This window comes from Xenorhabdus lircayensis, from assembly GCF_016306625.1.
Lineage (GTDB): Bacteria > Pseudomonadota > Gammaproteobacteria > Enterobacterales > Enterobacteriaceae > Xenorhabdus > Xenorhabdus lircayensis.
In genome coordinates, this window is sequence record NZ_JACOII010000021.1 from 1 (window position 1) to 26,925 (window position 26,925).

Here is a 26,925-nt window from a genome sequence, read left to right on the forward strand (position 1 = left end):
CAGGCGATCACCTGCCTGCACATCAGGTTTTCTGTCCAGTGTAACCGTGCGATTATTCGCCGACTGAATGCGGCCGCCAATTACGCGCCCGGCTCTGTTTTTGTGCGCCACACCGATAATTTGACCGGGCATGGGGATTTGACCCTCCAGCCCCACGCGGAATGAAACCAGAGTGTCACGTGAGTTGGTCAGGATCGCCCATTTTCCCCGGCGCTGCGCCTCACTCTGACGGGTGCAGCCAATGGCGGCAATATCGGTTTGGTTGATACCATAGCGCCGGATTAAATTATCATCCGAAACAACTTCAGCCTCATCATTGTAATGGTTGTCCGGGTTTGACCAGCTCACCATGGCAACCGTACTGCGGTTACGTTCGCCGCCGCTGCTGTAGACAAAATCACCATTAATCACGCTGGCCTGCGTGAAAATGTATCTGATGTCGTCCGGCATATCCGCCATGGCAATAAACTGGCTGGCACCCCAGTAGACCGAACCCCGGAATATCGCACCAATGTCGTTCAGCACCTTATAGGCTTCTTCGCGTGACTGGATGTAGACATCACAGATAAATCGCGGCTCCATGCCCCCTTTGCCGTCGGGAACGGGCTGATCGCAATATTGTGCCACGCGATACAACTCAATTTCATCGATTTGCGTCTTGTCGATTTTGTCACCGAGGCCACACAGATCATTCAGTAAGATGTCGTACAAAACCCACGCCGGGTTATTGCTGTGCGCCCATTTAAATGTCAGGTTCCAGATACCGCTGTACGTGCGGCTGACCGGGTCGTAATTCGTCGGCACACGAATGATGCGCCCCTTGGGTTTACATGAAATCGTGGGCACATTGCCATTGAACAATCTGGCGTCGAACTCAACGTACAGCAGCTCGGTATTCGGGTAGCGGAATTTGGCGTCAATAATTTCGGTGAACGCCATAATGTTCATCTTATCAATGATCCGTTCACTGGTGCTGTTCGGTGTTTTTCTGACAACCCGAACCGTCCAGCCTGTTCTGGCATCAGGCAGATTGATACGATATGAGCGCTCATACAGGGTTGTTGTTTTGTTGTCGATATGGGTATCAAAAATAGTCTGGTATGCTCCAGATAGCTGTCTTCCTGTAATGAATTCATTTTCTTCTGTGGGGTGATGTTGGCTTTTTTATCCCCGTCAAGGTAAGTGCGGTGCAGGTAACAGAGCTGCCCTTTTGAGTCAGTGGCGAGTGCCCATATTGCTTGCAAATGCCCCTGATGCGTGGGCTGATCGGGGCAATACCGCACATTGTCCGCAGGTAAAACATGAATACCCCGGTTCCGCAAATAGGACTCGCCCGGTGTCCCTTTCAGGCTGAGAAGATTGGGGTAACAGGCGGTGACCTTATTTCTGAAAGCGGTGATATTAGTTTCTTTTTTCACGACACTGCGCTTGTCGGACTGGATACCCAAAAAAGCATCAATCTCATCCGCCAGTGTCTTGTAATCTTTACCCTGCGTCAGGGTGAGCAATTTCCAGCCATCCCCGGCATTGCAGATACAGATAAACGTGCCGCGCCCTTCCTGGTCATCAATACGGAATTTACCTTTTCGGCTGCATATCGGGCACTTTCCTTTAAAGTGTTTTTTGCCTGTGACAGGCGGTAAACCGAGGTAATCGAAAATTTCAGGCCAGCGACCGATAACGGCCTCAGTGGTTTTTATTCTGTTCACCGTGTGTCTCCCTGTTGTGAGGGTGTGCTGAGGTTTTCACGCAGCTTGCGTACCTTCTGGCGAGTTATCTCAAGGGGCATTTCCTGTTGTTCCTGGCTGGACGGCTGTTCCGCTTTCTTGCGGGATTTCGCCCACGCAATTTGTTTATGCCTGATAAAGTTGTTCACTTCGGGCGTCAGTTCCTGCGGGGTGTCATGCAAGCCTCGAGGCAAATCGCCGAACTTTTCTTTAAAGGTATATTTGACCCACCAGTCACTCAGGAACTTCCCCTGTGTGGCGCGTTGGTTCTGGTAATACTTCAACTGGGAATAAAAGCTTTGTTTTTCGGCCTGTGTGTAAGTGCGTTCTTTCGTGCTGAGTTTCTGGATAGTGCGGCTGGTATCCACATCAATATCCTCACCCGCCAGTGGCTTGAATCCACATTTCGGGCAGACATAGACACCCGCAGGCTTCATGTAGTGACAGGACGTGCATTCTTTCGGCAATTTTTCCCGCTTCTCCTGCTCCCGGTAGCTGGATTGGGTTTTCATGCCGTCGTTCTTGCGGGGCAGTTCGTCATATTCGATGCTGTCGGGGTAGCCGAGGCGGTGAACCGAGCCGGAGTGATCAAAGATAAGACAGGCTTCTTTGCCCGGTGCTGTTCTTAATCCACGACCAAGGCACTGAACCCAGCGGATTTCTGATTTCGTGGGACGGGCGTAGATGATACAGCGGACATCACTGTCAAAACCGGCAATCAGCGTCCCCACGTTCACAATGACTTTTATAGCACCCTGTTCGAAACGGTGAATAATCACCTGACGCTTTTCGTGGGGTGTCTCTGCCGTAATAATTTCGGCATTAACCCCGGCGCGATTGAATTCAACGGTCACAAAGTTGGCATGGCTGACCGTCACGCAAAAGCAAATGGTTGACAGGTTATTGCCATTTTTCAGCCAGTTACTGACGATATCGCCCACCAGATCAGACCCACACATGATTTCGGCAATCTCAGTCTCTTTGTAATCACTGCCGTATTCGGCGTTGCCGGTATTCTTTACGCCGCTTAAATCAGGCTTCGTCGGGGCATAGAATTCGTATTTGCTCAGATCCCCGCGCTGGATAAGCTCTTTCATGGTGGTGGGCTTAATCAGCTTTTCGTAGTATTGACCGAGGAACGGCGCAAAGGGGGTGCCGGATAACCCGATCACCGGAATGTCAGTATCACGGATAATTTCCAGCATCCGTTTACGGCGTAAGTGTGCTTCGTCGATAATTAACAGGTCGATATTGTCCGGGAAGTCACGGCGGATAATCGTATCTGCTGAGGCAATTTGAATCAGGCCGTTTGGGTCATAATTCGGGTGGTCACGCCAGATATAGGCGATTTCATCTTCGGGTAAACCATACTTAACGAACTGTTTGGCGGTCTGCTCAACGAGGATCGTATACGGTACACAGAACATGACCCGCATTTCACGGGTGATATATCCCGCGGTGATAAAGGCGGCCAGTCCGGTTTTGCCTGAACCTGTCGGGCTGTACACCATAAAAGTGCGGTGCTGTTTCCAGTTCTGGCGCAACAGGCTTAAACCGCGTTCCTGTGCAAAGTTAGGGGTAAGATTCAGCATGATGTTACCCCTGTTTATTTTCTGTGGTCCCTGTGCGATACTTTGTGCAGGTAACTTTTCCTTCGTGCCTATTGCAAGAACCGATACGGAATGACTCTCCAAAGTGCTACCGTTCGGTTTCTTGCTTTCCCCTGCATATCCATTCTGATTTAACATTGAGACCCTCACTTGATTATTTTCCACTGCCAGAGTACAAGCCTTTTTACTTCCACCTATTTAGACGTCTAAACGGCTGCTGCCATCTTTTACCCCTATAGTGATCTACATTAAGATCTGAGTCCTTCCTTTGGCTGTGCCTTCCCTAACACCCCTTTCAAAGATCACCCCCAAACCCCCTAGAAAGTTTTCCCCTCTTCCCCAAAAAAAACATTTAGACGGCTAAACATCTAAACATCCAAACCCTTGATTATTGCCCTACCACTTTCGGCTGCTCTGTGTAACCCTGCGCGGCCCTCTCATACTTCACGACAAACTCCCTGAGCCGGATATTGGCTGCCCGTCGTGCGGCGTTGTCTTTCTGGTACGACACCGCTTCGTCGTCCCATGCTGCCTGATAGATTTCTGAATACTTCGCCGTGATCTTCGCCCGTGTGCTGGCTCTCAGTTTTGCCAGCATCTCCTGTATCCATGCGCCATCGTCAGGGTAGAAATGCGATGGCATTTGAACCGCGATGTAATTAGGAAACATGCTTCTTTGGTGGATCCATAAAAATTAAATTTTCTTTTTTTACTGGGATTAATCCGTTGAATTTCTTAGTTCCATCCTCAATGCGGCTTGCCATATTTGGGGAAGCCCTGCGAAATCCACCCGCAATCAAATTTAAATACCCAACACTCGTCCCAACAATTTGAGCGAGATCACTCCAGTCATCTTTACTGGCTTCCCTTTTCCAACGATGCAAATCATTCTTCATATCTTTACCTTACAAGTTAATTTCAGAACCATAATTTATCTTTTTGATAAAAATTTGCAAGTTTTTTTATCATCGTGCATATTTATCAAATTGCTAATTAATGTGATCATTGTGATATGGAAACTAAAGACATAAGACGCAACAATTTGCGCGCCTTGATGGATACACATGTTCGTCAAGGGATATCAAAGGCAGAATTTGCAGAGTTGATAGGAATACCTCCCAGTCAGCTCAGTCAGCTCACGAGCGATAATGCAGTAAGAAACATAGGAGATATCATTGCCAGACGTATAGAGGGGAATTTAGATCTCTCCACAGGCTGGCTAGATGTGCCTCAGTCTATTAATAACCGTGATAATAATCACAAAGAAAACAACAGGGAAAACTATCACTTGCAAAATATTTCACATAAAGTTACTAATCCTTCATACAGGATTGAACAGCTTGATGTGGAATTCAGTTGCGGAGGTAGTAGATTGAATAGCGATTATCCCGATATAGTTCGCTCAATTGAGATTGATCCTGAATATGCAAAACAGGTGTTCGGTGGTAGGAAATCGACATCATTAAAATTAACAACTGCTGTTGGGGACAGCATGCTAGGGACGATCAATCCCGGAGAGCTAGTTGTTTTAGATATAACGGTCAATCGATTTATGAGTGATGGTATCTATGCATTTACATATGGAGGTGGGATGCACATAAAACGATTGCAGCTATTAAAAGATGTAATTGTTGTTATTAGTGATAATCAAATTTACGACAGATGGGAGATCGACTCGGAAGATGAATCAAAATTTCATATACATGGATTTGTTGTCGGTAAATGGAAAATGGATTACTCAAGATTGGGATAATTAAGGCAAGAAACTAAATCAGTAATAAAGCCAGCTTTCCGCTGGTTTTTTTTCGTCCAAATATCAAGGAATGATAAATTATTTTATCAATATATATCAATAATTTATCATCAGATAAAGTTGTATTGATAAATATTTTATCAATTTACTATTTATAATAATTTATCTTTTAGATAAAGTCGGAGTCATTGAGGTAACGCAAGGAGCTTAAATAAGCTCATTTAACCCAGAGGGATGACGATGAAGACTTTTTTCTTCGCTGCAATTGAACGATCTAATGCAAAACAAAAGTACCCAGTCAGAATTAAATGCATCGCTGAGAGCTACCAGCAAGCAAAGAGGATGTTATCAGATTCTTATATCACAGCATGGACTGGTCAAATGTTTGATTTGAACCAAAACAAACATTGTTATTCTGATTCACGTTAATTACCGTAAGAAAATACGAAATTGTGAAAGTAGCAGCAACAATAAATTTTTAATCTAATTTATTGCTGTTTTATAAAATAAAAACAAAGGCAAGAAAAATAGAAAAGACATCAAATAATAACAAAAATATTAAAACCCCACTAAAACTAGCGGAAAGATTGCAAACTTATTTGTTTACTTGGTCAAATTCAGAAAATAATGAACAATAAACTACAAACAGCCGTCGAGATTGCGGAAGAAATTGAAGCATCAATATTCCCTGTAGTTACCGCAACTCAAAATGAAGCTCAACCGGACACTCATTTAATGTGTCGTGGTGTGCATCGTAAGACATGTGATTTAGCTCAACGATTAAGGGATTTAAATAAAGATTATATCACGGAAGACGAATCAGAATTATATGGTAAGTTAGAAGGTACAGCGTGTGAAATAGAAAACCTCAGAACATATGTTTGCTTATTAATGGATACTGATAAAAATTTAGCTAATGCTCATCTACTCAGCATTGCATTAGATATAGTGCATAAAATAAGCCAACAAATAGCACAAGTCCGTGGAGTAGAATATTCATGAATAACATCTACAAACACACTCGCGTTAGTAATACCCGAATATCTGAAATGAGCGATAAAGATTTACAATTTTTATCATCATCAAGCGAAGAGGTTATTTACTCAATAACAGATGGAATAAAGTCCATTGCTAATTTAGCAAATGTAGCCGTTAAGAGTGAAGAGTATTCTCAGGATGATGCCATGAATGATCTTAGTAGATTGTCTCGCCTGTTTTCGATATTGCCTTTTATTATCGAAGCTGAACATGAAAATCATTGTAATGCTATCGATGAAATAAAAGAAAGACGGCAGATAAAAAAAGAAGAGAAAATAATCCAACATATAAGGAATGACCATGAAAACGCTTAACCCCATTGAAACCGTCACCAACCAAGATATCAAAATTGAACTGCGTGAAGTCTATGTCGTTCGTGGCGCTAACAAGGATTATTTCAGCGAGCAAGGGGCACTGAATAAACTGGCCTACGCTCGAGCACAAAAGCAGTTTGATGCAGAGGGTATCTATCACGATGTAACAACCCGTAACGGTGGCGCTCACTTCACGATGCAAGTCGGAAAAACAGAAATTAATGTCGCGATTGTCGATGGTGTAAAAGGCATTCGTGAACTGGTGGATAGTTGCGCACTGGAAGCACTACAGCAGAATTACCCAGCATGGGAAGTCATCGCCATTCACCTGATGGAAAAATGTGTAATCAATGGCCATCTGACGAGTCACGGGCGCGAGATATGGCAAAGCATGATCAATGACATGGGTGACACACTGGCCGCTAAGGGGGCGTTTCAATGACTGAGCAGCGCCGCCAGATGGCGGACATTAACGACGTCATTGTCAGAACGGTAGTCCACATCGACGACGGCAGGGATTACACGCAGCAGATCATCCACCACATGAAACGTAACTTTTACATTCACGAGGGCATCTGCCCTCCTCGGCCACCAGTCCCCAAAGTAGCAGGCGTGAAGATAACGCCAGTGAAGAAAGGGCGTAATAAGCGAGGTAAAGAATAATGTTCAAGATTAACCAACCCGAATTAGTAGTAGCAATCCTCAACGAGATCGCCCGCCAGCATCCGGGGACTAAATTAGAGATAGAGGCATGGCAGTACGGCGAAATAGTCAAAGCGACGAACTTGGTTTGTGCTGTGTTTGAGGGAAAAGTCACTGAGCCGCAGGTAATACCTTGGGTAAGCGTTCAGGACGGGAAGCCAGAATCAAAAAGAAAATATCTCACATTTGGCAGTTACGGAATAACAACCGCATGGTTTGATCCTGCATGGTCAAATAAGTTTCAAGACTGCGAGACAAACAATAACGAGTGCATGGCCGATATGGACGGCAGAATCTACACAGTCACTCACTGGATGGAGTTACCTAAGCAACCAGAGGAGAAGCGGTCATGAGCAAAAGCCTGATGGATACCGCCGTGACTTGGGAGGTAACCAAATACCTACTGGCAGAAAAACATGATAACGAGATGGTGCTAATCATTAATGAGCTTGACGAGATGATTGATAAAACGATTCGTAATGCTATGCACATTGCCCAGCGAGTGAGTTTTGAAATAAAGCAGAGGGAGGAAAAAAGCCATGACCAATAACTCATTCCACCTCACACAAATAATTGCTTCGGCTTGGAGTCACCCTGCTGATATCACCGAAGCAATATGGCAAGCCGGATACCGTAAGCCAGAACGGAATGCAGAAGAAATAGCCACACTCACGATTGAAGTCATGGAAGGGGTGCCCTATCAAATAAAGCCAAAGAATCTAAACAACATTCTCACACTCGAACTGAATGACATCATATTTGATGCGACATGGAGTGACGCCGTAACGCCTGCGGCAGTAGCGAAAATAATATTGGAGAACGGGTATCGGAAAAGGGTTGAATAATGAAGATGAACACGGCATTCTTATTAATGGCAGAGTTTGAAACTTCGCAAATTCCGTTATCAAACATAGCGGAAAGGTACCTCAAAATGAGTCCCGGAACAGCAGAGCGCAAAGCAAATGAAGGAAAGCTGGACATTCCCACGTATAAGTTAAATGACAGCCAGAAATCGCCGCGAATCGTTCATGTGAATGACCTTGCTGCATATATTGATCAGCAAAGAGCACGGGCTGTACAAGAATTGGAGAGAATACAGTTTAAAAGAGTAGAAAAAACAAATTAATCAAGAAGTCATCAAATTCTACCCGGGTACTGTTGTCGTAGCACCCCAATAGCCCCCCTAATAATTATAATTAATTGATTTATAATGTATTAAATTCTAGTTAACCAGACATATGCAGCTAGTGAGCAAAGTTTCGCAATAAAGCTATTTATCGCAATAAAACTATAAATATCAAGAGGTAATCATGCGTTTACTCCATACTATGATCCGTGTTGGTAACATGCAGCGCTCGATTGATTTCTACACTCAGGTAATAGGCATGCGTTTACTTCGCACCAGTGAAAATCCAGAGTATAAGTATTCCCTCGCGTTTGTTGGTTATACCGATGAGAGTCAAGGTGCAGTCATTGAGCTCACCTACAATTGGGGTGTTGAAAACTACGAAATGGGAACCGCATTTGGACATATCGCCTTGGGCGTCGATGATGTCGCGGCTACCTGTGAACGCATCAAGCGTGCTGGTGGGAATGTAATCCGTGAAGCTGGGCCAGTCAAAGGAGGTGCAACCGTCATTGCGTTTGTTGAAGATCCTGATGGCTATAAGATCGAACTCATCGAAAACACCAGCGCCAGCCGTGCATTAGGAAACTAATCCAATAGATTTCGAGTTGCCGCTTGAAAGATGAGGGGGATATTCACACACATGCGAAAGGGCATACTCTATTGCCCTTTATTCTTTATTGGATAAGCATTACTTCTGCAAGACATACCAAATTTTGTCATAATAGCCACTATTCCAGAGTTAAAAACAGAATCCTGAAGTTAAGAACTGAAAATCAGATGTCTAATAAAAACGATCAAAACATGTTAAGTGGACGCTTTCGTGGCTACTATCCCGTTGTCATTGATGTCGAAACCGGTGGTTTTAATGCACGTACAGATGCTTTACTTGAAATTGCTGCAATTACATTAAAAATGGATGAAGAAGGTTGGCTAACACCCGCTGATACACTGCACTTCCATATTGACCCTTTTGAAGGGGCTAACCTTGATCCTGCTGCCCTGACATTCACAGGCATTGACCCCACGAATCCCTTGCGGGGAGCGGTCAGTGAATACACCGCATTACATGCCATCTTCAAAATGATCCGCAAAGGCATGAAAGATACTAACTGTAACCGTGCGATTATGGTCGCTCATAATGCCAATTTTGATCATAATTTTGTTATGGCAGCTGCAGAACGTTCTGGTTTGAAGCGCAATCCATTCCATCCGTTTGCTACTTTTGATACTGCCGCACTCAGTGGGTTGGTTCTTGGTCAGACAATCCTTGCCAAAGCTTGTATCACAGCGGAAATACCGTTTGATAGCAATCAAGCACATAGTGCGCTTTATGACACCGACCGGACTGCCCTACTTTTCTGCGAACTCGTTAATCGCTGGAAACGGCTCGGTGGTTGGCCATTAACTTCCACTGACACCGTTGACAACGAATCCTAAAAAATCAAGCCCCATACCTATTAATGGATATGGGGCTATGGAGATCATTCATCATTTCGATGAATTATTCACCTTCTTCTTGTTCACGATACTTGTCAGAAGTCTCTTTGATTAGTGTTTGTAATTCACCACGCTGATACATTTCCATAAGAATGTCGCAACCGCCCACCAGCTCACCATCAATCCAAAGCTGAGGGAACGTCGGCCAGTGTGCATACTTAGGTAATTCTGCGCGGATATCAGGATTTTGCAGAATATCCACATAAGCAAAACGTTCGCCACAGGCAGATAAAGCCTGAACTGCTTGTGCAGAGAAACCACAGCTTGGCAATTTCGGGGAGCCTTTCATATACAGCAGGATTGGGTTTTCTTTAATTTGGCGTTCGATTTTTTCAATGATCGCCTTATTTGTTGTATCAGACATCATGTTAGTATTCGTATTAATAGTCGTCATTTTTGCTTCCTTAAACTGCAAGCGCTATTCATCAGCATCAGAAAAGATTGATTCAGAATACCACTTTCTACTCTAATTTTTCTACCGCGAACTTTCTGTGGCAAATTTTTGCCACGATTTGCAGCAAATGATCATTAGATATTCTCATCTCGACTGACCGTATTCGATTCGTTTTACAGTTCATTTTTGCACCAGATCGCAGCTAAGTAGCATCTTTTTCCCTGTTATTTAGCAAAAAAGTTGTTAAGATAATTATCAAAATAGCAACATGATAATAAGCTTAAATTTGCCCTGCCCATGATTAGTGTCTTATAAATCATGGTTTGCAGAGCCAAAAACCCGATATTAAAAAGGAGCATGCAATGTCTTTTGAATTACCAGCATTACCTTATGCCAAAGATGCCCTGGAACCACACATTTCTGCAGAAACTCTAGAATATCACTACGGCAAACATCACAACGCTTATGTTGTAAACCTGAATAATTTGGTTAAAGATACCAAATTTGCCGGAAAATCACTGGAAGAAATAATAAAAACATCTGAAGGCGGCATCTTCAATAACGCAGCACAAGTCTGGAACCATACTTTTTACTGGCATAGCCTGTCACCAAATGGTGGCGGCGAACCAACAGGGAAAGTAGCAGATGTCATCAACAGTACTTTCGGTTCTTTTGCTGAGTTCAAACAACAGTTTACTGACGCCGCCCTGAAAAACTTTGGTTCTGGTTGGACATGGTTGGTTAAGAAAACTGATGGCAGCTTGGCTATCGTTAACACTTCTAATGCAGCAACCCCATTGACTGGCGAAGATAAACCAGTACTGACCGTCGACGTTTGGGAGCACGCGTATTACATCGATTACCGTAATGCACGCCCTCAATATCTGGAACACTTCTGGGCTCTGGTCAACTGGAAATTTGTTGAAGAAAATCTGGCTTAATAAGATTGATCCTCATACCAGTTTGAAATAACAAAGGCCGGGTTTTCTCCATTCACTAAATTATGAATATCTGAGAACCCGCCCTTAAAACGGGCGATGTTACACCTCAATTCTCTTTTTCCAGGCCTTGATTAGATCAGGCAAAGGCTTCCCAGAAAAACAATCATGATTAATGCACTACTGGCAGCCAATAATCCCAACTTCAGATCTGTATCCATAGAACATCCTCAAAGTGAAAATTAAGACACCTAAACGTCATAAATTTTAGGTGGTTATTTACCGTATTATCTAAAAAACCATACCGTCATACTTAATCCATACTCTTTATAACATCGATTATTACTTTCACTTTTGAGCTAGATCAGACAAAATTCAAGGTTTATCGCTAAATTATTGCCAACCATCACTCTATATATAAAATTATGTTGGCAAACGATTAACAAATACCTATATCCATAGATTTCAAGTTGTGGCATGGCTGTGAGTGAGTTCAGTCAACCACGCTGCGACTTGAAAGATGAAGGGTATATAAATTTAGACCCAAAGGTCAGGAGTCCTTTTTATCATGGCAACGATTAAAGATGTGGCTAAACGCGCTGGTGTTTCAACCACAACCGTATCCCATGTTATCAATAAAACCCGTTTCGTCGCCGAAGATACAAAGGCTGCAGTTTGGGCGGCTATTAAAGAATTGAATTATTCTCCCAGCGCCGTTGCTCGCAGCTTAAAAGTCAACCACACTAAATCCATCGGATTGCTGGCAACATCAAGTGAAGCCCCCTATTTTGCTGAAATCATAGAATCTGTTGAAAATAGCTGCTACCGCAAAGGCTATACACTGATTTTATGTAATTCCCATAACAATCTTGATAAACAGAAGGCTTATCTCGCGATGTTGGCACAAAAACGCGTAGATGGCCTGCTGGTAATGTGTTCGGAATACCCTGAGCAACTTTTAGGTATGCTGGAAGATTATCGCAATATTCCCATGATGGTCATGGATTGGGGCGAGTCCAGAGGAGATTTTACCGATGCAATTATTGATAACGCCTTTCATGGTGGTTATTTGGCTGGCCGTTATCTTATTGAACGTGGTCACCGTGATATTGCTTCCATTCCTGGACCATTGGCAAGAAATACTGGAGGCGGACGTCACCAAGGTTTTCTCAAGGCACTGAAAGAAGCCAATATCGCCATTCGGGATGAGTGGATTGTGCAAGGCGATTTTGAACCTGAATCCGGTTATCAAGCTATGAGTAAGATCCTGAATCAAAAACATCGCCCGACTGCGGTTTTTTGCGGTGGGGATGTCATGGCGATGGGAGCGATCTGTGCTGCTGATGAGTTGGGATTACGTGTTCCACAAGACATTTCCATCATCGGTTATGACAATATTCGCAACGCCCGCTATTTCACGCCAGCATTGACAACCATCCACCAACCCAAGGAACGTTTGGGGCAAATGGCCTTTTCGATGTTACTGGACAGAATCATCAATAAACGTGAGGATGCACAAACTATTGAAGTCCATCCGCGCCTTGTTGAACGACGCTCTGTCACGGATGGACCTTTTATCGACTATCGCCGTTGAGGGTTAATTTTCTTGCAGCCATTCAGCATTAAGCGTTTCACTATCCCCAAGATAATCAAGTAACCAGCTTAATGCTGGTGAATGGCTTTTTTCCGACCACGTTAAGCAACATGGGCTATCAGGTAGTGGTTGTTCAAGTTCGAGTGTAGTTAGCTTTCCTTTACGGATCAGCGGTAGTGCACGATGCTTGGGCACCATGCCTACACACAACCCATCCATCAGGCAATTCAAGCCCGCATCCCAATCGGGAACGACCAATCGGCGCTGATTATCCAAAGCCCATGTATCACGCTTAGGTAAACTGCGTGAAGTATCCTCAAGACACAAGCTGGAATAAGGTCGCATTTGGTCGTCATTCAACTTACCCGATATTGCCGCCAGCTCATGTTCAGGGCTGGCTACACATAACCAAGGCATGAATCCCATATCCCTGAAACTATATCTTTCTCCGACAGGAGACGCCCGTGTCGCACCAACGGCTACATCTACCCGCCCATCCACCAAGGCACCCCATACACCATTAAAAACTTCAGGGTAGATAAATAATTCAATATCTGGAAAATGACGGTAAAAATCCAAAATTAATCGTAGAGTTCGTTCTGGTTTTACTACCTGATCAACCGCAATACTGAATTGTCCTCGCCAGCCATTGGCAACTTGCTGACACTGATGTCGAGTGTGATTCATTTTTTTGATAACAGAACGGGCTTCTTTGACAAAAATAGCTCCCGCTTCGGTTAAATCCACATCGCGATGACGACGCTCAAATAAAGGCACCGCCAGCCATTCTTCGAGTTGTTTTACCGTATAGCTGATAGCAGAGGGTACACGATGAAGTTCTGATGCAGCTGCACTGAAACTTCCTGTTCTGGCAACAGCATCAATGACTTCCAGAGAGTATTCAGACCACATATATCTTCCTTTCAATTTATTTCACAGCATGGTGCAAATATTACCGTTTCACAAGTAAAAATCATGCCATATAGAATAAGCCGGGTATTTCCTTATCAATTACCATACAAAATTATTGACCAATGACAACGAATAAAAACTCAACTCCATTTATGTTTTATCTCGCCGGCCTGAGCATGCTCGGTTATTTGGCTATCGATATGTATCTGCCTGCATTTGGTGCAATGAAAGCAGAGTTAGGTACATCAGAAGGTGCCATTAGTGCGAGTCTCAGCATTTTTCTTGCCGGTTTTGCCTTTGCTCAGCTTTTATGGGGACAATTGTCTGACCATTTAGGAAGAAAACCTGTTCTTATTATCGGATTATTCCTGTTTTCCATTAGCTGTTTAGGTATGCTCTGGATAACCGACTCCACCCAGTTGCTCGTACTAAGATTTATTCAAGCGGTTGGTGTCTGCTCTGCGGCAGTTTCCTGGCAGGCTTTGGTCGTCGATAGATATGATGCAGAACGTGCCAAACGCGTTTTTGCCATGATCATGCCTCTGGTCGCCCTTTCCCCTGCTCTTGCACCTTTGTTGGGCGCTTGGCTATTGTCACACGCCAGTTGGAGAGTCATTTTCCTTGTTTTAATGGTAGTGACACTCTTTCTGTTGATACCAACATTTTTCCTGACCAATAAATGCAAGAATATCGAAACCAATTCCGATAAGAAGGTGGTTTCTTTCTTTACATTACTAAAGACTCCTGTTTTTAGCGGGAATGTCTTGATTTATGCTGCTTGTAGCGCTGGTTTTTTTGCTTGGCTAACTGGCTCACCAACGATTTTGGAGAATATGGGTTATGACCCTACCGATATAGGTCTGAGTTATATTCCTCAAACTCTGGCGTTTATGATCGGTGGGTATGGTTGCCGTATCTTATTGGAAAAAGTGGAAAGTGAAACGGTCTTCCCATTTATGTTGGTGGGTTATGCTGTAAGCATGATCATTATTTATTTGCTTTCCCTATTAGATAAACCTTCGTTTATGGCTATTCTCGTTCCTTTTTGTTTTATGGCTGCAATGAATGGCGCGTCTTATCCAATTGCCGTGTCAAATGCACTCTCTGTTTATCCTAAGGACAGTGGTAAGGCTGCTGCATTGCAAAATGCTCTGCAATTAGGTCTTTGCTTTGTCGCCAGTATGGTCGTCTCTATGTTTATGAAATATCCTCTATTATCTACTACGACAGTTATGGTTCTTACTGTTGTTCCGATGGCAGTAGGTTATTGGCTACAAAAGCAATATGCTGAAAAAAGCCACTAAACATAGGTAAAACAATTTCTCAAAAAAATAATAATTAAGAACATTATTATCTAAAGGTTACATCATTATGTGACCTTTAGATGATTGTTTAAATGCTATTTCAATCATATACTCATACAGATTCATTATTCTAAGAAACTCGGAATTTGAGGTTTTTCGGAGCACTGAGGCTCTATTTAATTTCAGGATGAATGGGCAATATGCGCCTTCATTGTAATTTCTATATTTTTTCTAAATAAACCTTCGTGGTTTTAACATAATAAAAAAATCAGCTACAAAGTGATCCCTCAAAATTCCATCACACAAATGTTGGAGAGTATATGAGTTCATCTTTCGTTGAAGGTAAAAAAACAATAACTGATTCTTGGTATAGGATCGTTCATGAATTGCTTCAAAAAGCTGATATTGAGATCAACGGCAAGCGTCCTTCCGATATACGCATTAAAAATCCCGACTTCTATAAGAGAGTATTGAGAGAAGGTTCCTTGGGGCTGGGTGAAAGTTATATGGATGGCTGGTGGGAATGTGATCACCTTGATATTTTCTTTCATAAAATATTGCGGGCAGGTTTGGAAAACCGTATTCCAAAAAATGTTAAAGATATCTTGAAGATAATTATCTCTCGTATATTTAATTTACAGTCTCCCAAACGAGCTTGGATTGTCGGTGAGGAACACTATAATTTAGGCAATGATCTTTTTACCCGAATGCTTGATCCTCATATGCAATATTCCTGCGGTTATTGGAAAGAGGCTAATACGCTGGAAGAAGCTCAATCCCATAAACTTCGCCTGATTTGCGAAAAATTACAACTGTCCCCAGGCATGACCTTATTGGATATCGGCTCCGGATGGGGTGGCTTGGCCGCTTATGCTGCGGAAAACTATGGCGTATCCGTCACTGGAGTGACAATATCAGCCGAGCAACAGAAATATGCCCAGGAACGCTGTAAAGATCTAGAGGTAAAAATTATCCTTGAAGATTACCGAAATCTTAACCTCCAGTTTGATCGCATTGTTTCCGTCGGTATGTTTGAGCACGTTGGCCCTAAAAATTATGGCAATTATTTCAATATAGTAAAAAAGAACCTGAAGCCTGATGGTCTGTTCCTTCTCCATACCATCGGTTCCAATCTTGATAAATCTGATGCTGATGCCTGGATCTCCAAATATATTTTTCCCAATGGCTGTTTACCATCGATTTCAAAGATTGCCAAAGAAAGTAGTGGAAAGTTTGTCATGGAAGATTGGCACAACTTTGGTGCAGATTATGACCGGACACTCATGGCATGGTATGAGCGGTTTACTGCAAGCTGGCACGAAATAGAACATAACTATAGCCCACGTTTCAAACGTATGTTCAGTTATTACTTGAATGCCTGTGCAGGCGCATTCCGATCAAGGGATATTCAACTATGGCAGATCATATTCAGCCCACAAGGTATTGAAAAGGGACTAAGAGTACCTAGATAGAGAATTTCTCCACAAATAGGACTCGAAAAGCTACAGAAACTGCATTTCTGTAGCTTCCACATTCTTTTGAGGACGCTGCGACAAAATCTTTAACACAATTTGGAAATGTTTTTATTGTTCTTCGGTCTGTAACAACAACCTTTCTTGTTCTTTCTGCGCCATGACTCGTTCAACGGTATCTACAATTGCTTGAGTTTGTGGATCAATCTCAATATTGACCTTTTGTCCAAGACGTTTTTTACCCAGAGTTGTACGCTCCAATGTTTCCGGGATCAAATGAACACAGAAGCGATTATTAACGACATCGCCAACTGTCAGGCTAATCCCATCAATGCCAATAAATCCTTTGTGCAGAATATATTTCATCAATTGCTTGTCGTGAATTCGAAACCAAATTTCATGATTATTTTCTGAAGTAAAAATCTTGGCAATTTCAGCTGTTGTAATAACATGACCGGACATCAAATGCCCTCCAATTTCATCACCAAATCTAGCTGCCCTTTCCAGATTGACGATATCACCTACTTTAAGTTCACCGAGATTGCTCAAACGCAGTGTTTCTTTCATCAAATCAAAACTAATGAAATCGCCATCGATCTTGGTTACAGTCAGACAACAACCGTTGTGGGAAACAGAAGCTCCTGTTTCAATTCTGGGTAATAATTCAGCCGGGAATTTAACAACATGAGTCCGAAAATGCATTTTTTCATCAATGGCAACTATCGGCGCTTTTCCCTGAACGATACCTGTAAACATGGGCACCTCTTTAATAATTTTACATAGCAAGTTAGTTTAACCCACTCATCACTTTTAAACACTATTTCGGTTGAGTTAGGTTGAACGTGGTTTCAGCTGGGTTTCAATTGAATATAGTTCCAATTATTGAGTATAAACATCGTGCAACGATTGGCTTAATAAAATGAGTCCTATACAATATAAGGGCTTATAGGCGATATATTGTCCACTAACATCGTTTGCTCGCAGAAATATTCCTTGTTTTTTCTAGTTAATTCTCAATCAAAAAAGGTGTAGTACGTGCAGAAATATTTAAATGAAGCGCGTAGTTTGCTCGCTCTAGGGATCCCCGTCATCATCGCACAATTTTCACAAACTGCGATGGGGTTCGTCGATACAGTTATGGCTGGTAAAGCTGGCGCTGTTGAGATGTCAGCTGTTGCCGTTGGTACATCAATCTGGTTACCAACTATTCTGTTTGGTCAAGGCTTATTGCTCGCCTTAACGCCAATCGTGGCACACATGAATGGCTCCGGTCAGAGAAAAAATGTTGCTGGTCAGATCCAACAAGGCTTCTGGCTTGCAACCTTCCTTTCCATCCTAGTCATCACGGTACTGTATAACAGCCGATTTATTATAGAAGCACAACATAACGTCGATCCCGTATTGGCGCAAAAAGCCACGGATTTTATCCATGCCATTATGTGGGGTGCGCCCGGTTACTTGTTCTACCAAGTTTTGCGCGGCCAATGTGAAGGGTTGTCGAAAACCAAGCCAGCAATGATAATCGGCATTGCCGGATTACTGGTTAATATTCCCATCAACTATATATTTATTTACGGCAAATTTGGTGCACCAGCATTGGGAGGTGTAGGCTGTGGCGTTGCAACGGCAACGGTCTACTGGGTCATGTTCCTGTTGCTGCTTACATATGTGAAACATTCTCCTTCCCAAAAGGATATTCAAACATTTAATAATTTTGCAAGCCCTGAATGGCATACGCAAAAGCGTATTTTCCGACTTGGTTTACCTATTGCACTGGCAATGTTTTTTGAGGTTACACTTTTTGCTGTTGTTTCATTGTTGGTTTCTCCTCTTGGCGTCGTTGCCGTTGCTGGACACCAGATATCACTCAATTTCAGCTCCATGATGTTTATGTTCCCGCTGTCATTGGGGATCGCGGCAACTATTCGCGTCGGCTATAACCTCGGTCGGAAATCAACCGAAGGTGCCAAAATATCTGCTTACACCAGTCTTGCTGTTGGTTTAATTATTGCGTGTATGACCGCCGCTTTCACAGTTCTGTTCCGCGAACGGATTGCATTTATGTATAACGATAATCCCGAAGTTGTCATTCTTGCTTCCCACTTGATGTTGTTTGCGGCTATTTACCAGCTCTCTGATGCTGTTCAGGTCATTGGTTCGGGCGTATTGCGTGGGTATAAAGACACACGTTCTATTTTCTTTATCACTTTCATTGCTTATTGGCTCTTAGGGTTGCCTAGTGGCTATATTCTGGGGCTAACTGATTATGTGACTGAACCCATGGGGCCAAAGGGTTTCTGGATTGGCTTCATAATTGGCTTAACCGCAGCGGCGTTCATGATTGGCTACCGAATTTTGTGGACACAAAAACAGTCAGCCGATTTTATTCTGAAACGTTCCACCCATTAATTCAGTACATTAAGTTATAAATCCCAGGGGAAAAGCTGCAAATTCATTCTAAAAGATGTAAATGCGAGCAGTTGAACAAGAATTTGTACTTTTCCCCTTGCCAGAAAGCCCAGTGCCCGTTAATATTCGTCCCCGTTGTCAATCGCGGAAATTTAGATTGCGTCCGTAGCTCAGTTGGTTAGAGCACCACCTTGACATGGTGGGGGTCGGTGGTTCGAGTCCACTCGGACGCACCAAATATCAGATTGGCACAAAAAAGAATCTTATGTGCGTCCGTAGCTCAGTTGGTTAGAGCACCACCTTGACATGGTGGGGGTCGGTGGTTCGAGTCCACTCGGACGCACCATATTTTAAGTATCTTCCTTAACTTCCCTTTAGACTGCTATTTTTTTGCTACATCTTGTTGCTTTATCCCATTTTCACAAACCGCATTTTCATAAACCAATAAACCAATTGTACCCCAACCTATTCTTCGTACTAAAAATTCAATTACATCCTGCTTGCGCAACAACTTCCTGATTTCTTTAACATGAGTCAGATTTATTTCTTCCTTTCCGTATATAAATCTCTTCGAGAGCCATTTTTTTGATTCATTTCACAGAAATTAGTCTCTATAATACGCTTCTGTCATAAGTTGAATGGTTTCAGCCAATTGATTTACCGAATTCAGAAAAAATTACAGATGATTAATCGAACCAAGTCCGCATGTTTGCACATGCCTGACTGCACACTAAAAAAACCATTTGACGCTTTCTGCTATCCGTTTTCCATTATGTTGCGCAACTTACAACACCAGATGATGTTGGCATAAATGTCAATGGTTGGCGATTCACTCTTTTAATCCATTAAAACCAGTAGATAGATTGTCATGAAAAAAACCAAAATTGTTTGTACTATCGGGCCGAAAACAGAATCCGAAGAAAAATTGACTGAACTGCTCAATGCAGGCATGAATGTAATGCGCCTGAATTTTTCTCACGGTGACTACGAAGAGCATGGTCAACGTATTAAAAATATTCGTGCGGTCACGGCGAAAACTGGCAAGAAAGCATCAATCCTACTGGATACTAAAGGCCCTGAAATCCGTACCATGAAACTGGAAGGTGGCAATGACGTCACCCTCACTGCGGGTCAGACTTTCACCTTTACGACAGATAAATCCGTCATTGGCAGTCAAGATCGTGTAGCCGTGACTTATGCTGGACTGCCAACGGATTTGGCATCAGGCAACACCGTATTGGTTGACGATGGTTTGATCGCCATGACAGTCAAAGACGTCACCGCGACTGAAGTCATCTGTGAAGTATTGAACAACGGTGACTTGGGCGAAAACAAAGGCGTTAACCTGCCGAATGTTTCCATCAACCTGCCTGCATTGGCAGAAAAAGATAAACAAGATCTCGTATTCGGTTGTGAGCAAGGTGTGGATTTCATCGCTGCATCTTTTATCCGCAAACGCGCCGATGTACTCGAAATCCGTGAGCACCTGAAAGTACACGGTGGTGAACATATTCAAATCATTTCTAAAATCGAAAACCAAGAAGGTCTGAATAATTTCGATGAAATTCTCGAAGCTTCAGACGGTATCATGGTTGCCCGTGGTGATCTGGGTGTTGAAATCCCAGTAGAGGAAGTGATTTTTGCACAGAAAATGATGATCGAAAAATGCAATGCGGCTCGTAAAGTTGTTATCACTGCAACGCAAATGCTGGATTCCATGATCAAAAACCCACGCCCTACCCGTGCTGAAGCTGGCGACGTTGCCAACGCTATTTTAGACGGCACTGATGCGGTAATGCTTTCCGGTGAAAGCGCTAAAGGGAAATACCCTGTCGAAGCCGTTTCCATCATGGCGACAATCTGTGAACGTACAGATCGCGTCATGGGCAGCCGGATTGAAAACACCAAATCTCAGAAACTGCGCGTTACTGAAGCGGTCAGCCGTGGTGCTGTTGAAATTGCAGAAAAACTGGAAGCACCACTGATCGTCGTGGCAACCTATGGTGGTAAATCAGCAAGATCCATCCGCAAGTATTTCCCTAACGCGCTGATTTTTGCTCTGACCACGAATGAAATCACTTCTCGCCAATTGCTGTTGGTCAAGGGTGTTTTCACTCAGGTTGTCAAAGAAATCGCTTCTACCGATGATTTTTATCGCATTGGTAAAGAAGCGGCTCTGGCAAGTGGTATGGCACATAAAGGTGATATCGTTGTTATGGTCTCCGGTGCACTGGTAGCGAGTGGCACAACAAACACCTCCTCCGTTCATGTGCTTTAAGCCTTCGTTATTTTAAATCATGAACGCAGTGCTGCCTAACCTTGGTCAGCACTGCCAATCACGAATAAAACCCACATTTATATTATACAATTGTGGGTTTTTTATATTTCTATGACATACCATTGTCATAGTGAACCTTACAACCAATATACAGTTACATTAGATATATTTTCCAATTTGAAATTACCATAACTCTAAGAATACTAATATAACAACAGGGATATAATTTATTCCATAGCCTTCTTTATGACGATGATCAGTACAAAAATACTTTACTATTTTTGCTCGTTTACGTTTAAAGTAAACGTTTTTTATATCGCAATAATTCGCATTAATTTATCGATACCTATTCAATGGCTTTCCTATCTTTAAAATAATCAAATAGACGATTTGTGCTCTCGTTTATTATTCTGAACTATAAAAATGGAATGCACATCACGCCAAAATTGGGATGATTCTGGTTAAATCAACCATTCGACTACCATTCTATTGTCGATATCCAAAAATTATTGGCTTATTTTGAGATAAAGAACGGTGCGAATTTTTTTCGTAGCAAAAATTTATTCTCTTTCTAAAATAGTTTGTGTAATACTTAGATGGCTACTTGGAGATTAACTTAATCTAGAGGGTATCGTGATGAATCGTACTAAAGTTGTACTTGGTGCAGTAATTCTGGCTTCTACCCTGTTAGCGGGTTGTTCAAGCGCGACTAAAGTTGAGCAACTCGCCTCTCAGGTTCAAACTCTCGGTTCTAAAGTTGACCAGTTGAGCAATGACCTCAGTTCTATTCGTTCTGATGTACAATCAGCCAAAGATGAAGCTGCTCGTGCGAATCAACGCCTTAATAACCAAGTTCGTTCATACAAGAAATAAGCTTGTAACAAATAACAAAAATGGCGTACCACCGTACGCCATTTCTCTACTTCCTCCCGTCCCGTATCATTAAGGATTTAAGTTTTAGGTTGATAAATTGGCCCTGGTTGATGCAATCGAGGTACTTTAGCCGGTTTTATTTCGGAGGTGACTTCCTCACGCTTCTCAAACGGCCTTGAAATTTCCAGCTCCTTTTGACTGTTTGGAACCTGTCCTGTATTCACCAGCACGGGCAGTCCTGCTCGGCGGATAATAGCCTGATCAACAAGAACTTCGTCTGTTTCATGATTATCAATGAATTTCACTAAGCCTTCAGAACGTAGGATTGGCGTCATTTGTGGATCATCTGTCTCTTTTGTCGAGAGTGGCTGATGAACTTCCACATAACGCTTACCGTCTGGTTCCACGGCATATTTCATCGGTTCATTAATAATCTGGACTCGCGTTCCCCGCGGAACTGAACGGAATAAATCTTCAATATCATCGGGTCGTAAGCGAATACATCCCGAACTAACACGCATACCAATACCAAAATTCGCATTTGTGCCATGGATCAGATATTCGCCACGCCCAGCCCCCAAACGTAAGGCAAAGTCCCCCATTGGATTATCCGGGCCTGCGGGCACCACAGCAGGCAAAATAATCCCCCGGCTTGCATAATCCTTGCGGATATTGGTGGTCGGTGTCCATGTTGGGTTTTTGATCAACTGGCTGACTGATGTTGTCATGATTGGCGTATTACGTCCAAGTTGACCTATCCCAATAGGATACACGATGACATGATTTGTCTTATTGGGAAAATAATAGAGTCTAAGTTCAGCCAGATTGATGATAATACCCTGGCGAGGAGTATCCGGAAGCAGCATCTGTGATGGAATAATTAGCTCAGTGCCAGCTTCCGGTAAATACGGATCGACTCCAGGGTTCGCTTCCAACATCGCCAGTAAACCTATTTGGTATTTGGCAGCAATGGATTCCAACGGAAGTCCATCATCGGACACAACATAAGTAGAATTTTCACCAATCAAGCGACTATTAGCAGGTGGCAATGGATATTCGATAGCATGGGCGATATTAGCCAATCCAATTAACGATAACACGCTAATCAAGGACATGCCGATAAAAGTTAAAAATCGCTTCATACATGCTTCCTGAAATGATACTTGAATGTCAGTGGTTAATTAATAGACTATTTTGTGAGACTATTCTATCCCTTTCGCTGCAAACAGTGTCAGGTCGTTCCCGCCAGCCAAATACTGGCAGGAACAAAAACGCAATAAAACGACTAATGGGATAATACTAAGATAAAACAGCCGTTGTCAGGCGAGATGTACAACACAGTTGTTGTTGGTCATTATAGATATCAATCTGCCAAACTTGATGTGAACGGCCAAGATGGATTGCTTTGCAAATCCCTTTAACCATACCTTCACGAACAGGCTTAAGATGGTTGGCATTGATTTCGACCCCCACCACTTTCTGTTCACCTTCCGAACAGAGATACCCTGCAAACGAACCGAGCGTTTCGGCCAATACCACAGATGCCCCGCCATGCAGAATACCAAATGGCTGTTTAGTTCGTTGATCAACAGGCATTATTCCTTCAATAAAATCATCGCCAAGCTGGGTAATTTCGATTCCTACATGTCCTACCATGCACTCATCATTCAATTGATTAATCATATTCACATCTATATTACGTTTCCAAATCACGGCATTATCTCCAATAAGGCTTGTAATGGATGTTTAAGTAGCTTTCCTTCTATGCGTTTCACCTGACTGCGACATGAATACCCTGTACTCAGACAATGTTCCAGGGATAGTTTTTTCAGTGCCGGAGCCCATGAAAGTTTGTAAATACCAATCGAGTTCTTCAAATTTTTCTTTTCATGGCCATATGTGCCCGCCATGCCACAACATCCTACACTGACATGATTCAATTGATGACCAAAATGAAGGAAAATATCGGCCCACTGTTTACTGCTATTAGGTAGTGCCGTTACTTCTGTACAGTGTCCCAGTAAACACCAGTCATGGCGGAATATTGAGCCATCACGTTTCTCTTGTGGCATTTTTTTCGGCAGAATATTGATTAACCATTCATGCACCAATTGAACTTTAAAATCCCCCCTACGCTCACCGAGAATGTCTTTGTATTCATCCCGATAACACAGCACTAAAGCAGGATCGACTCCCACCATAGGGATATTCAAGCGTGCCACTCGATTAAGAAAATCGGCAGTTTTCCCCGCCGTCTTGGCAAATCGACTCAGGAATCCTTTAACATGCTGCGCTTTTCCATTGGGTGAGAATGGTAGTAACACGGGTTTATACCCTAATTTTTCCGCTAACTGCACAAAATCAGTGACCACTTTCGCATCGTGGTAACTCGTAAAAGGGTCTTGAACAATCAGCACATGCTGATCACGCTGAGAGGGTGATAAATTTTCCAACTGTTCCAGCGTCGTCCTTGCGGCATAATGACCTGCAAGCTGCTGTTGCAATGTCGGATAGGAAAGCAAAGGCAAATCGACCATGCCAATAGTCTGCTGGCTGATTTTTTGTACCCATGGTTGTTTCAGGAAAAAATTAAATATCCGAGGAGCTTTTGCCATCAATGGCGTACTGTGTTCAACATTGGCAACAATATGATCACGCAATGGACGTAGGTAACGGCCATGATAAAGTGCCAGAAAACGCGCACGGAACGACGGTACATCAATCTTAATCGGGCATTGTGTCGAACAAGCTTTACAGGCTAAACAACCTGACATCGCCTCTTTCACTTCATGTGAAAAATCATATTCGCCTCGCCATGCCTGCCAACTATGGCGGGTTTTTTTAATCAATCCCCGCAAACTGGGGTGCGCCTGATCTAGCCCTTGCTCCAATAAATTAGGTTCAACCCCCTGATCTGTCAAAAGTCGTAGCCATTCCCTAACAAGGGTAGCTCTGCCTTTAGGAGAATGTATGCGATGCTGGCTGATTTTCATCGAAGGACACATTGGGCTTTTGACGTCAAAATTGAAGCACAGGCCATTACCATTACATTCCATCGCCCCGCGAAATGCGGTTCTCACATTAACAGGAATAGTACGGTCATAAGTTCCGCGCTTGGCTGCATCAACTCTCATCATTGGGGCATCAATTCCAATGGGTGGACAGATTTTCCCCGGATTTAGTCGATTAAGTGGATCAAATGCCGCTTTTATCCGACGCAGTTCGTCATACAAGGTTTCGCCAAAAAAATCGGAGCTATATTCCGCACGAAATCCTTTACCATGCTCACCCCATAACAAACCGCCGTATTTGGCCGTTAAACGAACAATTTCATCGGAAATCTGCTTCATCAAGATTTCCTGTTGAGGGTCACACATATCCAACGCAGGGCGCACATGTAAAACACCAGCATCTACATGCCCGAACATGCCGTAACTCAATTTGTGGTTATCTAAAAGCTGACGAAATTCGACAATATAATCGGCAAGATGTTGGGGAGGAACGCAAGTATCTTCAACAAACGGAATGGGTTTAGCTGCCCCTTTGCTGTTGCCTAGCAATCCAACAGATTTTTTCCGCATGGCATAAATGCGCTCAATATCCATCAAATCATGACAAGTTTGATAACCAATGATGCCCGCCTGATTTTTTGTCATCAACCCATCAAGGCGCAAGCAAAGATCGTGAAATTGTTGCTCGATTTGCTGTTCATCATTGCCACTGAATTCGACAATATTCAGCCCTTGCATATCCTTATCAGGCACATCAGCAATCAATTCTTTCACTGAATGCCAGATGATATCTTCACGCGCTAGATTGAGTACCTTAGAATCTACCGTTTCAACTGAAAGCGCCTTGGCTTCTACCATAAAAGGAGCATTGCGTAAGGCGGAATCAAAGGAATCATATTTAACATTGACCAACCGCCTGACTTTTGGCAGCGGCGTAATATCCAGAATAGCCTCTGTAATAAAGGCCAGTGTACCTTCAGAACCAGTCAAAATGCGGGTGAGGTCAAATGTCTGCATATCGTCGCTGAACACATGACGCAAATCGTATCCGGTCAAGAATCGATTGAGTTTAGGAAACTTCTCAATGATTAACTTCCGTTGTTCACGGCAACGTTCCAGAACCGTTTTATAGACACGCCCAATGGTAGTTTCTTCCTGAGCAATCGATTCCGCCAATGTCGTGCTGATAGATCGGGTGTCAAACATTTCCCCTCCCAATAAAACAGCGCGCACACCAAGTACATGATCTGAAGTTTTGCCATAAACCAGCGATCCTTGGCCGGAAGCATCTGTATTGATCATGCCGCCCAACGTAGCGCGATTACTGGTCGAGAGTTCAGGAGAGAAAAAGTAACCAAAAGGTTTTAAATATTGATTAAGTTGATCTTTGATAACACCGGCTTCGACTTTAACCCATCCCTGTTCTGGATTTATTTCCAAAATACGATTCATGTAACGGGACATATCCACCACAATACCATTGTTAAGTGATTGCCCATTAGTGCCAGTTCCACCTCCACGTGGGGTAAATGTCAGGGTTTGAAAACGATCCTCACCTGCTATCCTTGTCAGCAGTACAACATCAGCACTGGAGCGCGGGAACACAAGAGCTTGTGGCAACAGTTGATAAATACTATTATCTGTTGCCATAGTCAGCCTATCGGCATAACTACTGGCAGTGTCTCCGGTAAAGCCGGCGTCTTTCAGTGCAGTCAAATAATCCTGTGTCAATTCACTGACATGAGGGGCTTGTGATATACGTGGGATCATTGGCTTGTTGCCCCTTTTCTAATAAGTATCCACATTGCTTTATTTATATACTATCTTGGATAACGTAACTCAGACAGTTTTCTGAGCAGGTAGGCTTTTAACCATATCACAATATTTATCGATTTTGAGTAACCTGTGAAATAACGTTATATTTAATTACTATTGTTACTGCCAACAGTATTTTCAATTACCACGAGAAA

The 26,925-nt window shown here is 43.0% G+C and carries 27 protein-coding genes, 2 tRNA genes and 2 pseudogenes; 19 read left to right on the plus strand and 12 right to left on the minus strand.

Annotated elements, in window-relative coordinates:
* The 5 genes and pseudogenes from H8A87_RS03535 to H8A87_RS03555 all read right to left on the minus strand — a co-directional run.
* A pseudogene (locus H8A87_RS03535) lies at nucleotides 1-1,107 on the minus strand (host specificity protein J); the annotation flags it as partial.
* A 35-nt stretch (nucleotides 1,108-1,142) separates the two neighbouring features.
* Nucleotides 1,143-1,709: pseudogene (locus tag H8A87_RS20600) on the minus strand (DUF7146 domain-containing protein); the annotation flags it as partial.
* Complete coding sequence (locus H8A87_RS03545) at nucleotides 1,706-3,319, minus strand: DEAD/DEAH box helicase (RefSeq protein ID WP_198688748.1); 1,614 nt, start codon at nucleotides 3,317-3,319, stop codon at nucleotides 1,706-1,708. The pseudogene H8A87_RS20600 and the gene H8A87_RS03545, both read right to left, overlap by 4 nt.
* Nucleotides 3,320-3,725: 406 nt before the next feature.
* Nucleotides 3,726-4,007: a hypothetical protein gene (locus tag H8A87_RS03550; protein WP_232370054.1), complete on the minus strand. Its 282-nt coding sequence runs from the start codon at nucleotides 4,005-4,007 to the stop codon at nucleotides 3,726-3,728.
* Nucleotides 3,997-4,233, minus strand: coding sequence for a transcriptional regulator (locus H8A87_RS03555; RefSeq protein WP_198688623.1), 237 nt, complete (start codon nucleotides 4,231-4,233; stop codon nucleotides 3,997-3,999). Before H8A87_RS03555 ends, H8A87_RS03550 begins: the two co-directional genes overlap by 11 nt.
* 116 nt (nucleotides 4,234-4,349) lie before the next feature.
* Between H8A87_RS03555 and H8A87_RS03560 the strand changes: the two genes are divergently transcribed.
* The 4 genes from H8A87_RS03560 to H8A87_RS03575 all read left to right on the plus strand — a co-directional run bounded on the left by H8A87_RS03560 (nucleotide 4,350) and on the right by H8A87_RS03575 (nucleotide 6,884).
* Nucleotides 4,350-5,090 (plus strand): LexA family transcriptional regulator, encoded by a 741-nt coding sequence (locus H8A87_RS03560; RefSeq protein WP_198688624.1) that lies wholly within the window; start codon nucleotides 4,350-4,352, stop codon nucleotides 5,088-5,090.
* 627 nt (nucleotides 5,091-5,717) lie between these two features.
* Nucleotides 5,718-6,092, plus strand: coding sequence for a hypothetical protein (locus H8A87_RS03565; protein WP_198688625.1), 375 nt, complete (start codon nucleotides 5,718-5,720; stop codon nucleotides 6,090-6,092).
* Entirely contained in the window at nucleotides 6,089-6,442 is a 354-nt protein-coding gene (locus H8A87_RS03570) for a hypothetical protein (protein WP_198688626.1), read from the plus strand. The genes H8A87_RS03565 and H8A87_RS03570 overlap by 4 nt, the downstream gene beginning before the upstream one ends.
* Nucleotides 6,429-6,884 (plus strand): hypothetical protein, encoded by a 456-nt coding sequence (locus H8A87_RS03575; RefSeq protein WP_232370055.1) that lies wholly within the window; start codon nucleotides 6,429-6,431, stop codon nucleotides 6,882-6,884. The genes H8A87_RS03570 and H8A87_RS03575 overlap by 14 nt, the downstream gene beginning before the upstream one ends.
* Here H8A87_RS03575 and H8A87_RS20175 read toward each other — a convergent pair.
* Entirely contained in the window at nucleotides 6,878-7,009 is a 132-nt protein-coding gene (locus tag H8A87_RS20175) for a hypothetical protein (protein WP_269749513.1), read from the minus strand. The two genes, H8A87_RS03575 and H8A87_RS20175, sit on opposite strands and share 7 nt — an antisense overlap.
* A gap of 95 nt (nucleotides 7,010-7,104) precedes the next feature.
* Here H8A87_RS20175 and H8A87_RS03580 point away from each other — a divergent pair, with 95 nt between their 5' ends.
* From H8A87_RS03580 to rnt, 6 genes are all read left to right on the plus strand, one after another.
* Nucleotides 7,105-7,497, plus strand: a complete 393-nt coding sequence (locus H8A87_RS03580) for a DUF551 domain-containing protein (RefSeq protein ID WP_198688627.1) — start codon at nucleotides 7,105-7,107, stop codon at nucleotides 7,495-7,497.
* Nucleotides 7,494-7,694, plus strand: a complete 201-nt coding sequence (locus H8A87_RS03585) for a hypothetical protein (protein WP_198688628.1) — start codon at nucleotides 7,494-7,496, stop codon at nucleotides 7,692-7,694. Before H8A87_RS03580 ends, H8A87_RS03585 begins: the two co-directional genes overlap by 4 nt.
* Entirely contained in the window at nucleotides 7,684-7,989 is a 306-nt protein-coding gene (locus tag H8A87_RS03590; RefSeq protein ID WP_198688629.1) for a hypothetical protein, read from the plus strand. Before H8A87_RS03585 ends, H8A87_RS03590 begins: the two co-directional genes overlap by 11 nt.
* A gap of 5 nt (nucleotides 7,990-7,994) precedes the next feature.
* The gene (locus tag H8A87_RS03595) at nucleotides 7,995-8,270 is read left to right on the plus strand and encodes a pyocin activator PrtN family protein (protein ID WP_198688751.1); all 276 of its coding nucleotides are present in this window, start codon (nucleotides 7,995-7,997) and stop codon (nucleotides 8,268-8,270) included.
* 184 nt (nucleotides 8,271-8,454) lie between these two features.
* A complete protein-coding gene (gloA, locus tag H8A87_RS03600; protein WP_198688630.1) occupies nucleotides 8,455-8,862 on the plus strand; it encodes a lactoylglutathione lyase in 408 nt (135 codons plus the stop codon).
* A gap of 188 nt (nucleotides 8,863-9,050) precedes the next feature.
* Nucleotides 9,051-9,710 carry a ribonuclease T gene (rnt, locus tag H8A87_RS03605; protein WP_198688631.1) on the plus strand — a complete coding sequence of 220 codons (660 nt, stop codon included), beginning with the start codon at nucleotides 9,051-9,053 and terminating at the stop codon, nucleotides 9,708-9,710.
* Between the two features lie 64 nt (nucleotides 9,711-9,774).
* Here rnt and H8A87_RS03610 read toward each other — a convergent pair whose 3' ends face one another.
* Entirely contained in the window at nucleotides 9,775-10,134 is a 360-nt protein-coding gene (locus H8A87_RS03610) for a Grx4 family monothiol glutaredoxin (protein WP_198688752.1), read from the minus strand.
* A gap of 392 nt (nucleotides 10,135-10,526) precedes the next feature.
* Between H8A87_RS03610 and sodB the strand changes: the two genes are divergently transcribed.
* Both sodB and purR read left to right on the plus strand, forming a co-directional pair.
* Nucleotides 10,527-11,105, plus strand: coding sequence for a superoxide dismutase [Fe] (sodB, locus tag H8A87_RS03615; RefSeq protein WP_198688632.1), 579 nt, complete (start codon nucleotides 10,527-10,529; stop codon nucleotides 11,103-11,105).
* Nucleotides 11,106-11,670: 565 nt separating this feature from the next.
* The gene (gene purR / locus H8A87_RS03620) at nucleotides 11,671-12,696 is read left to right on the plus strand and encodes an HTH-type transcriptional repressor PurR (protein WP_198688633.1); all 1,026 of its coding nucleotides are present in this window, start codon (nucleotides 11,671-11,673) and stop codon (nucleotides 12,694-12,696) included.
* 3 nt (nucleotides 12,697-12,699) lie between these two features.
* Here purR and punR read toward each other — a convergent pair whose 3' ends face one another.
* Nucleotides 12,700-13,608 carry a DNA-binding transcriptional activator PunR gene (gene punR / locus H8A87_RS03625; RefSeq protein ID WP_198688634.1) on the minus strand — a complete coding sequence of 303 codons (909 nt, stop codon included), beginning with the start codon at nucleotides 13,606-13,608 and terminating at the stop codon, nucleotides 12,700-12,702.
* A gap of 122 nt (nucleotides 13,609-13,730) precedes the next feature.
* Between punR and punC the strand changes: the two genes are divergently transcribed.
* On the plus strand, nucleotides 13,731-14,912 hold the full coding sequence (gene punC / locus H8A87_RS03630; RefSeq protein WP_198688635.1) for a purine nucleoside transporter PunC: 1,182 nt from the start codon (nucleotides 13,731-13,733) through the stop codon (nucleotides 14,910-14,912).
* A 320-nt stretch (nucleotides 14,913-15,232) separates the two neighbouring features.
* The gene (gene cfa / locus H8A87_RS03635; RefSeq protein WP_198688636.1) at nucleotides 15,233-16,384 is read left to right on the plus strand and encodes a cyclopropane fatty acyl phospholipid synthase; all 1,152 of its coding nucleotides are present in this window, start codon (nucleotides 15,233-15,235) and stop codon (nucleotides 16,382-16,384) included.
* Nucleotides 16,385-16,495: 111 nt separating this feature from the next.
* On the opposite strand, the gene H8A87_RS03640 is transcribed toward cfa, so the two are convergent.
* Nucleotides 16,496-17,140: a riboflavin synthase subunit alpha gene (locus tag H8A87_RS03640; protein ID WP_198688637.1), complete on the minus strand. Its 645-nt coding sequence runs from the start codon at nucleotides 17,138-17,140 to the stop codon at nucleotides 16,496-16,498.
* Between the two features lie 279 nt (nucleotides 17,141-17,419).
* Between H8A87_RS03640 and H8A87_RS03645 the strand changes: the two genes are divergently transcribed.
* The 5 genes from H8A87_RS03645 to H8A87_RS03665 all read left to right on the plus strand — a co-directional run bounded on the left by H8A87_RS03645 (nucleotide 17,420) and on the right by H8A87_RS03665 (nucleotide 21,944).
* The gene (locus H8A87_RS03645) at nucleotides 17,420-18,793 is read left to right on the plus strand and encodes an MATE family efflux transporter (protein WP_198688638.1); all 1,374 of its coding nucleotides are present in this window, start codon (nucleotides 17,420-17,422) and stop codon (nucleotides 18,791-18,793) included.
* Between the two features lie 159 nt (nucleotides 18,794-18,952).
* A tRNA-Val gene (locus H8A87_RS03650) sits at nucleotides 18,953-19,029 on the plus strand.
* Between the two features lie 33 nt (nucleotides 19,030-19,062).
* Nucleotides 19,063-19,139: transfer RNA gene (locus H8A87_RS03655), tRNA-Val, on the plus strand.
* A 522-nt stretch (nucleotides 19,140-19,661) separates the two neighbouring features.
* A complete protein-coding gene (pykF, locus tag H8A87_RS03660) occupies nucleotides 19,662-21,071 on the plus strand; it encodes a pyruvate kinase PykF (protein ID WP_198688639.1) in 1,410 nt (469 codons plus the stop codon).
* 636 nt (nucleotides 21,072-21,707) lie between these two features.
* Nucleotides 21,708-21,944 (plus strand): major outer membrane lipoprotein, encoded by a 237-nt coding sequence (locus tag H8A87_RS03665; protein WP_047964342.1) that lies wholly within the window; start codon nucleotides 21,708-21,710, stop codon nucleotides 21,942-21,944.
* Between the two features lie 77 nt (nucleotides 21,945-22,021).
* Here H8A87_RS03665 and H8A87_RS03670 read toward each other — a convergent pair whose 3' ends face one another.
* The 3 genes from H8A87_RS03670 to ydiJ all read right to left on the minus strand — a co-directional run bounded on the left by H8A87_RS03670 (nucleotide 22,022) and on the right by ydiJ (nucleotide 26,725).
* Nucleotides 22,022-23,086: a L,D-transpeptidase family protein gene (locus H8A87_RS03670; protein WP_198688640.1), complete on the minus strand. Its 1,065-nt coding sequence runs from the start codon at nucleotides 23,084-23,086 to the stop codon at nucleotides 22,022-22,024.
* A 157-nt stretch (nucleotides 23,087-23,243) separates the two neighbouring features.
* The gene (locus tag H8A87_RS03675) at nucleotides 23,244-23,657 is read right to left on the minus strand and encodes a hotdog fold thioesterase (RefSeq protein ID WP_198688641.1); all 414 of its coding nucleotides are present in this window, start codon (nucleotides 23,655-23,657) and stop codon (nucleotides 23,244-23,246) included.
* Nucleotides 23,654-26,725, minus strand: a complete 3,072-nt coding sequence (gene ydiJ, locus H8A87_RS03680) for a D-2-hydroxyglutarate dehydrogenase YdiJ (RefSeq protein ID WP_198688642.1) — start codon at nucleotides 26,723-26,725, stop codon at nucleotides 23,654-23,656. The genes H8A87_RS03675 and ydiJ overlap by 4 nt, the downstream gene beginning before the upstream one ends.
* Nucleotides 26,726-26,925 lie beyond the last annotated feature (200 nt).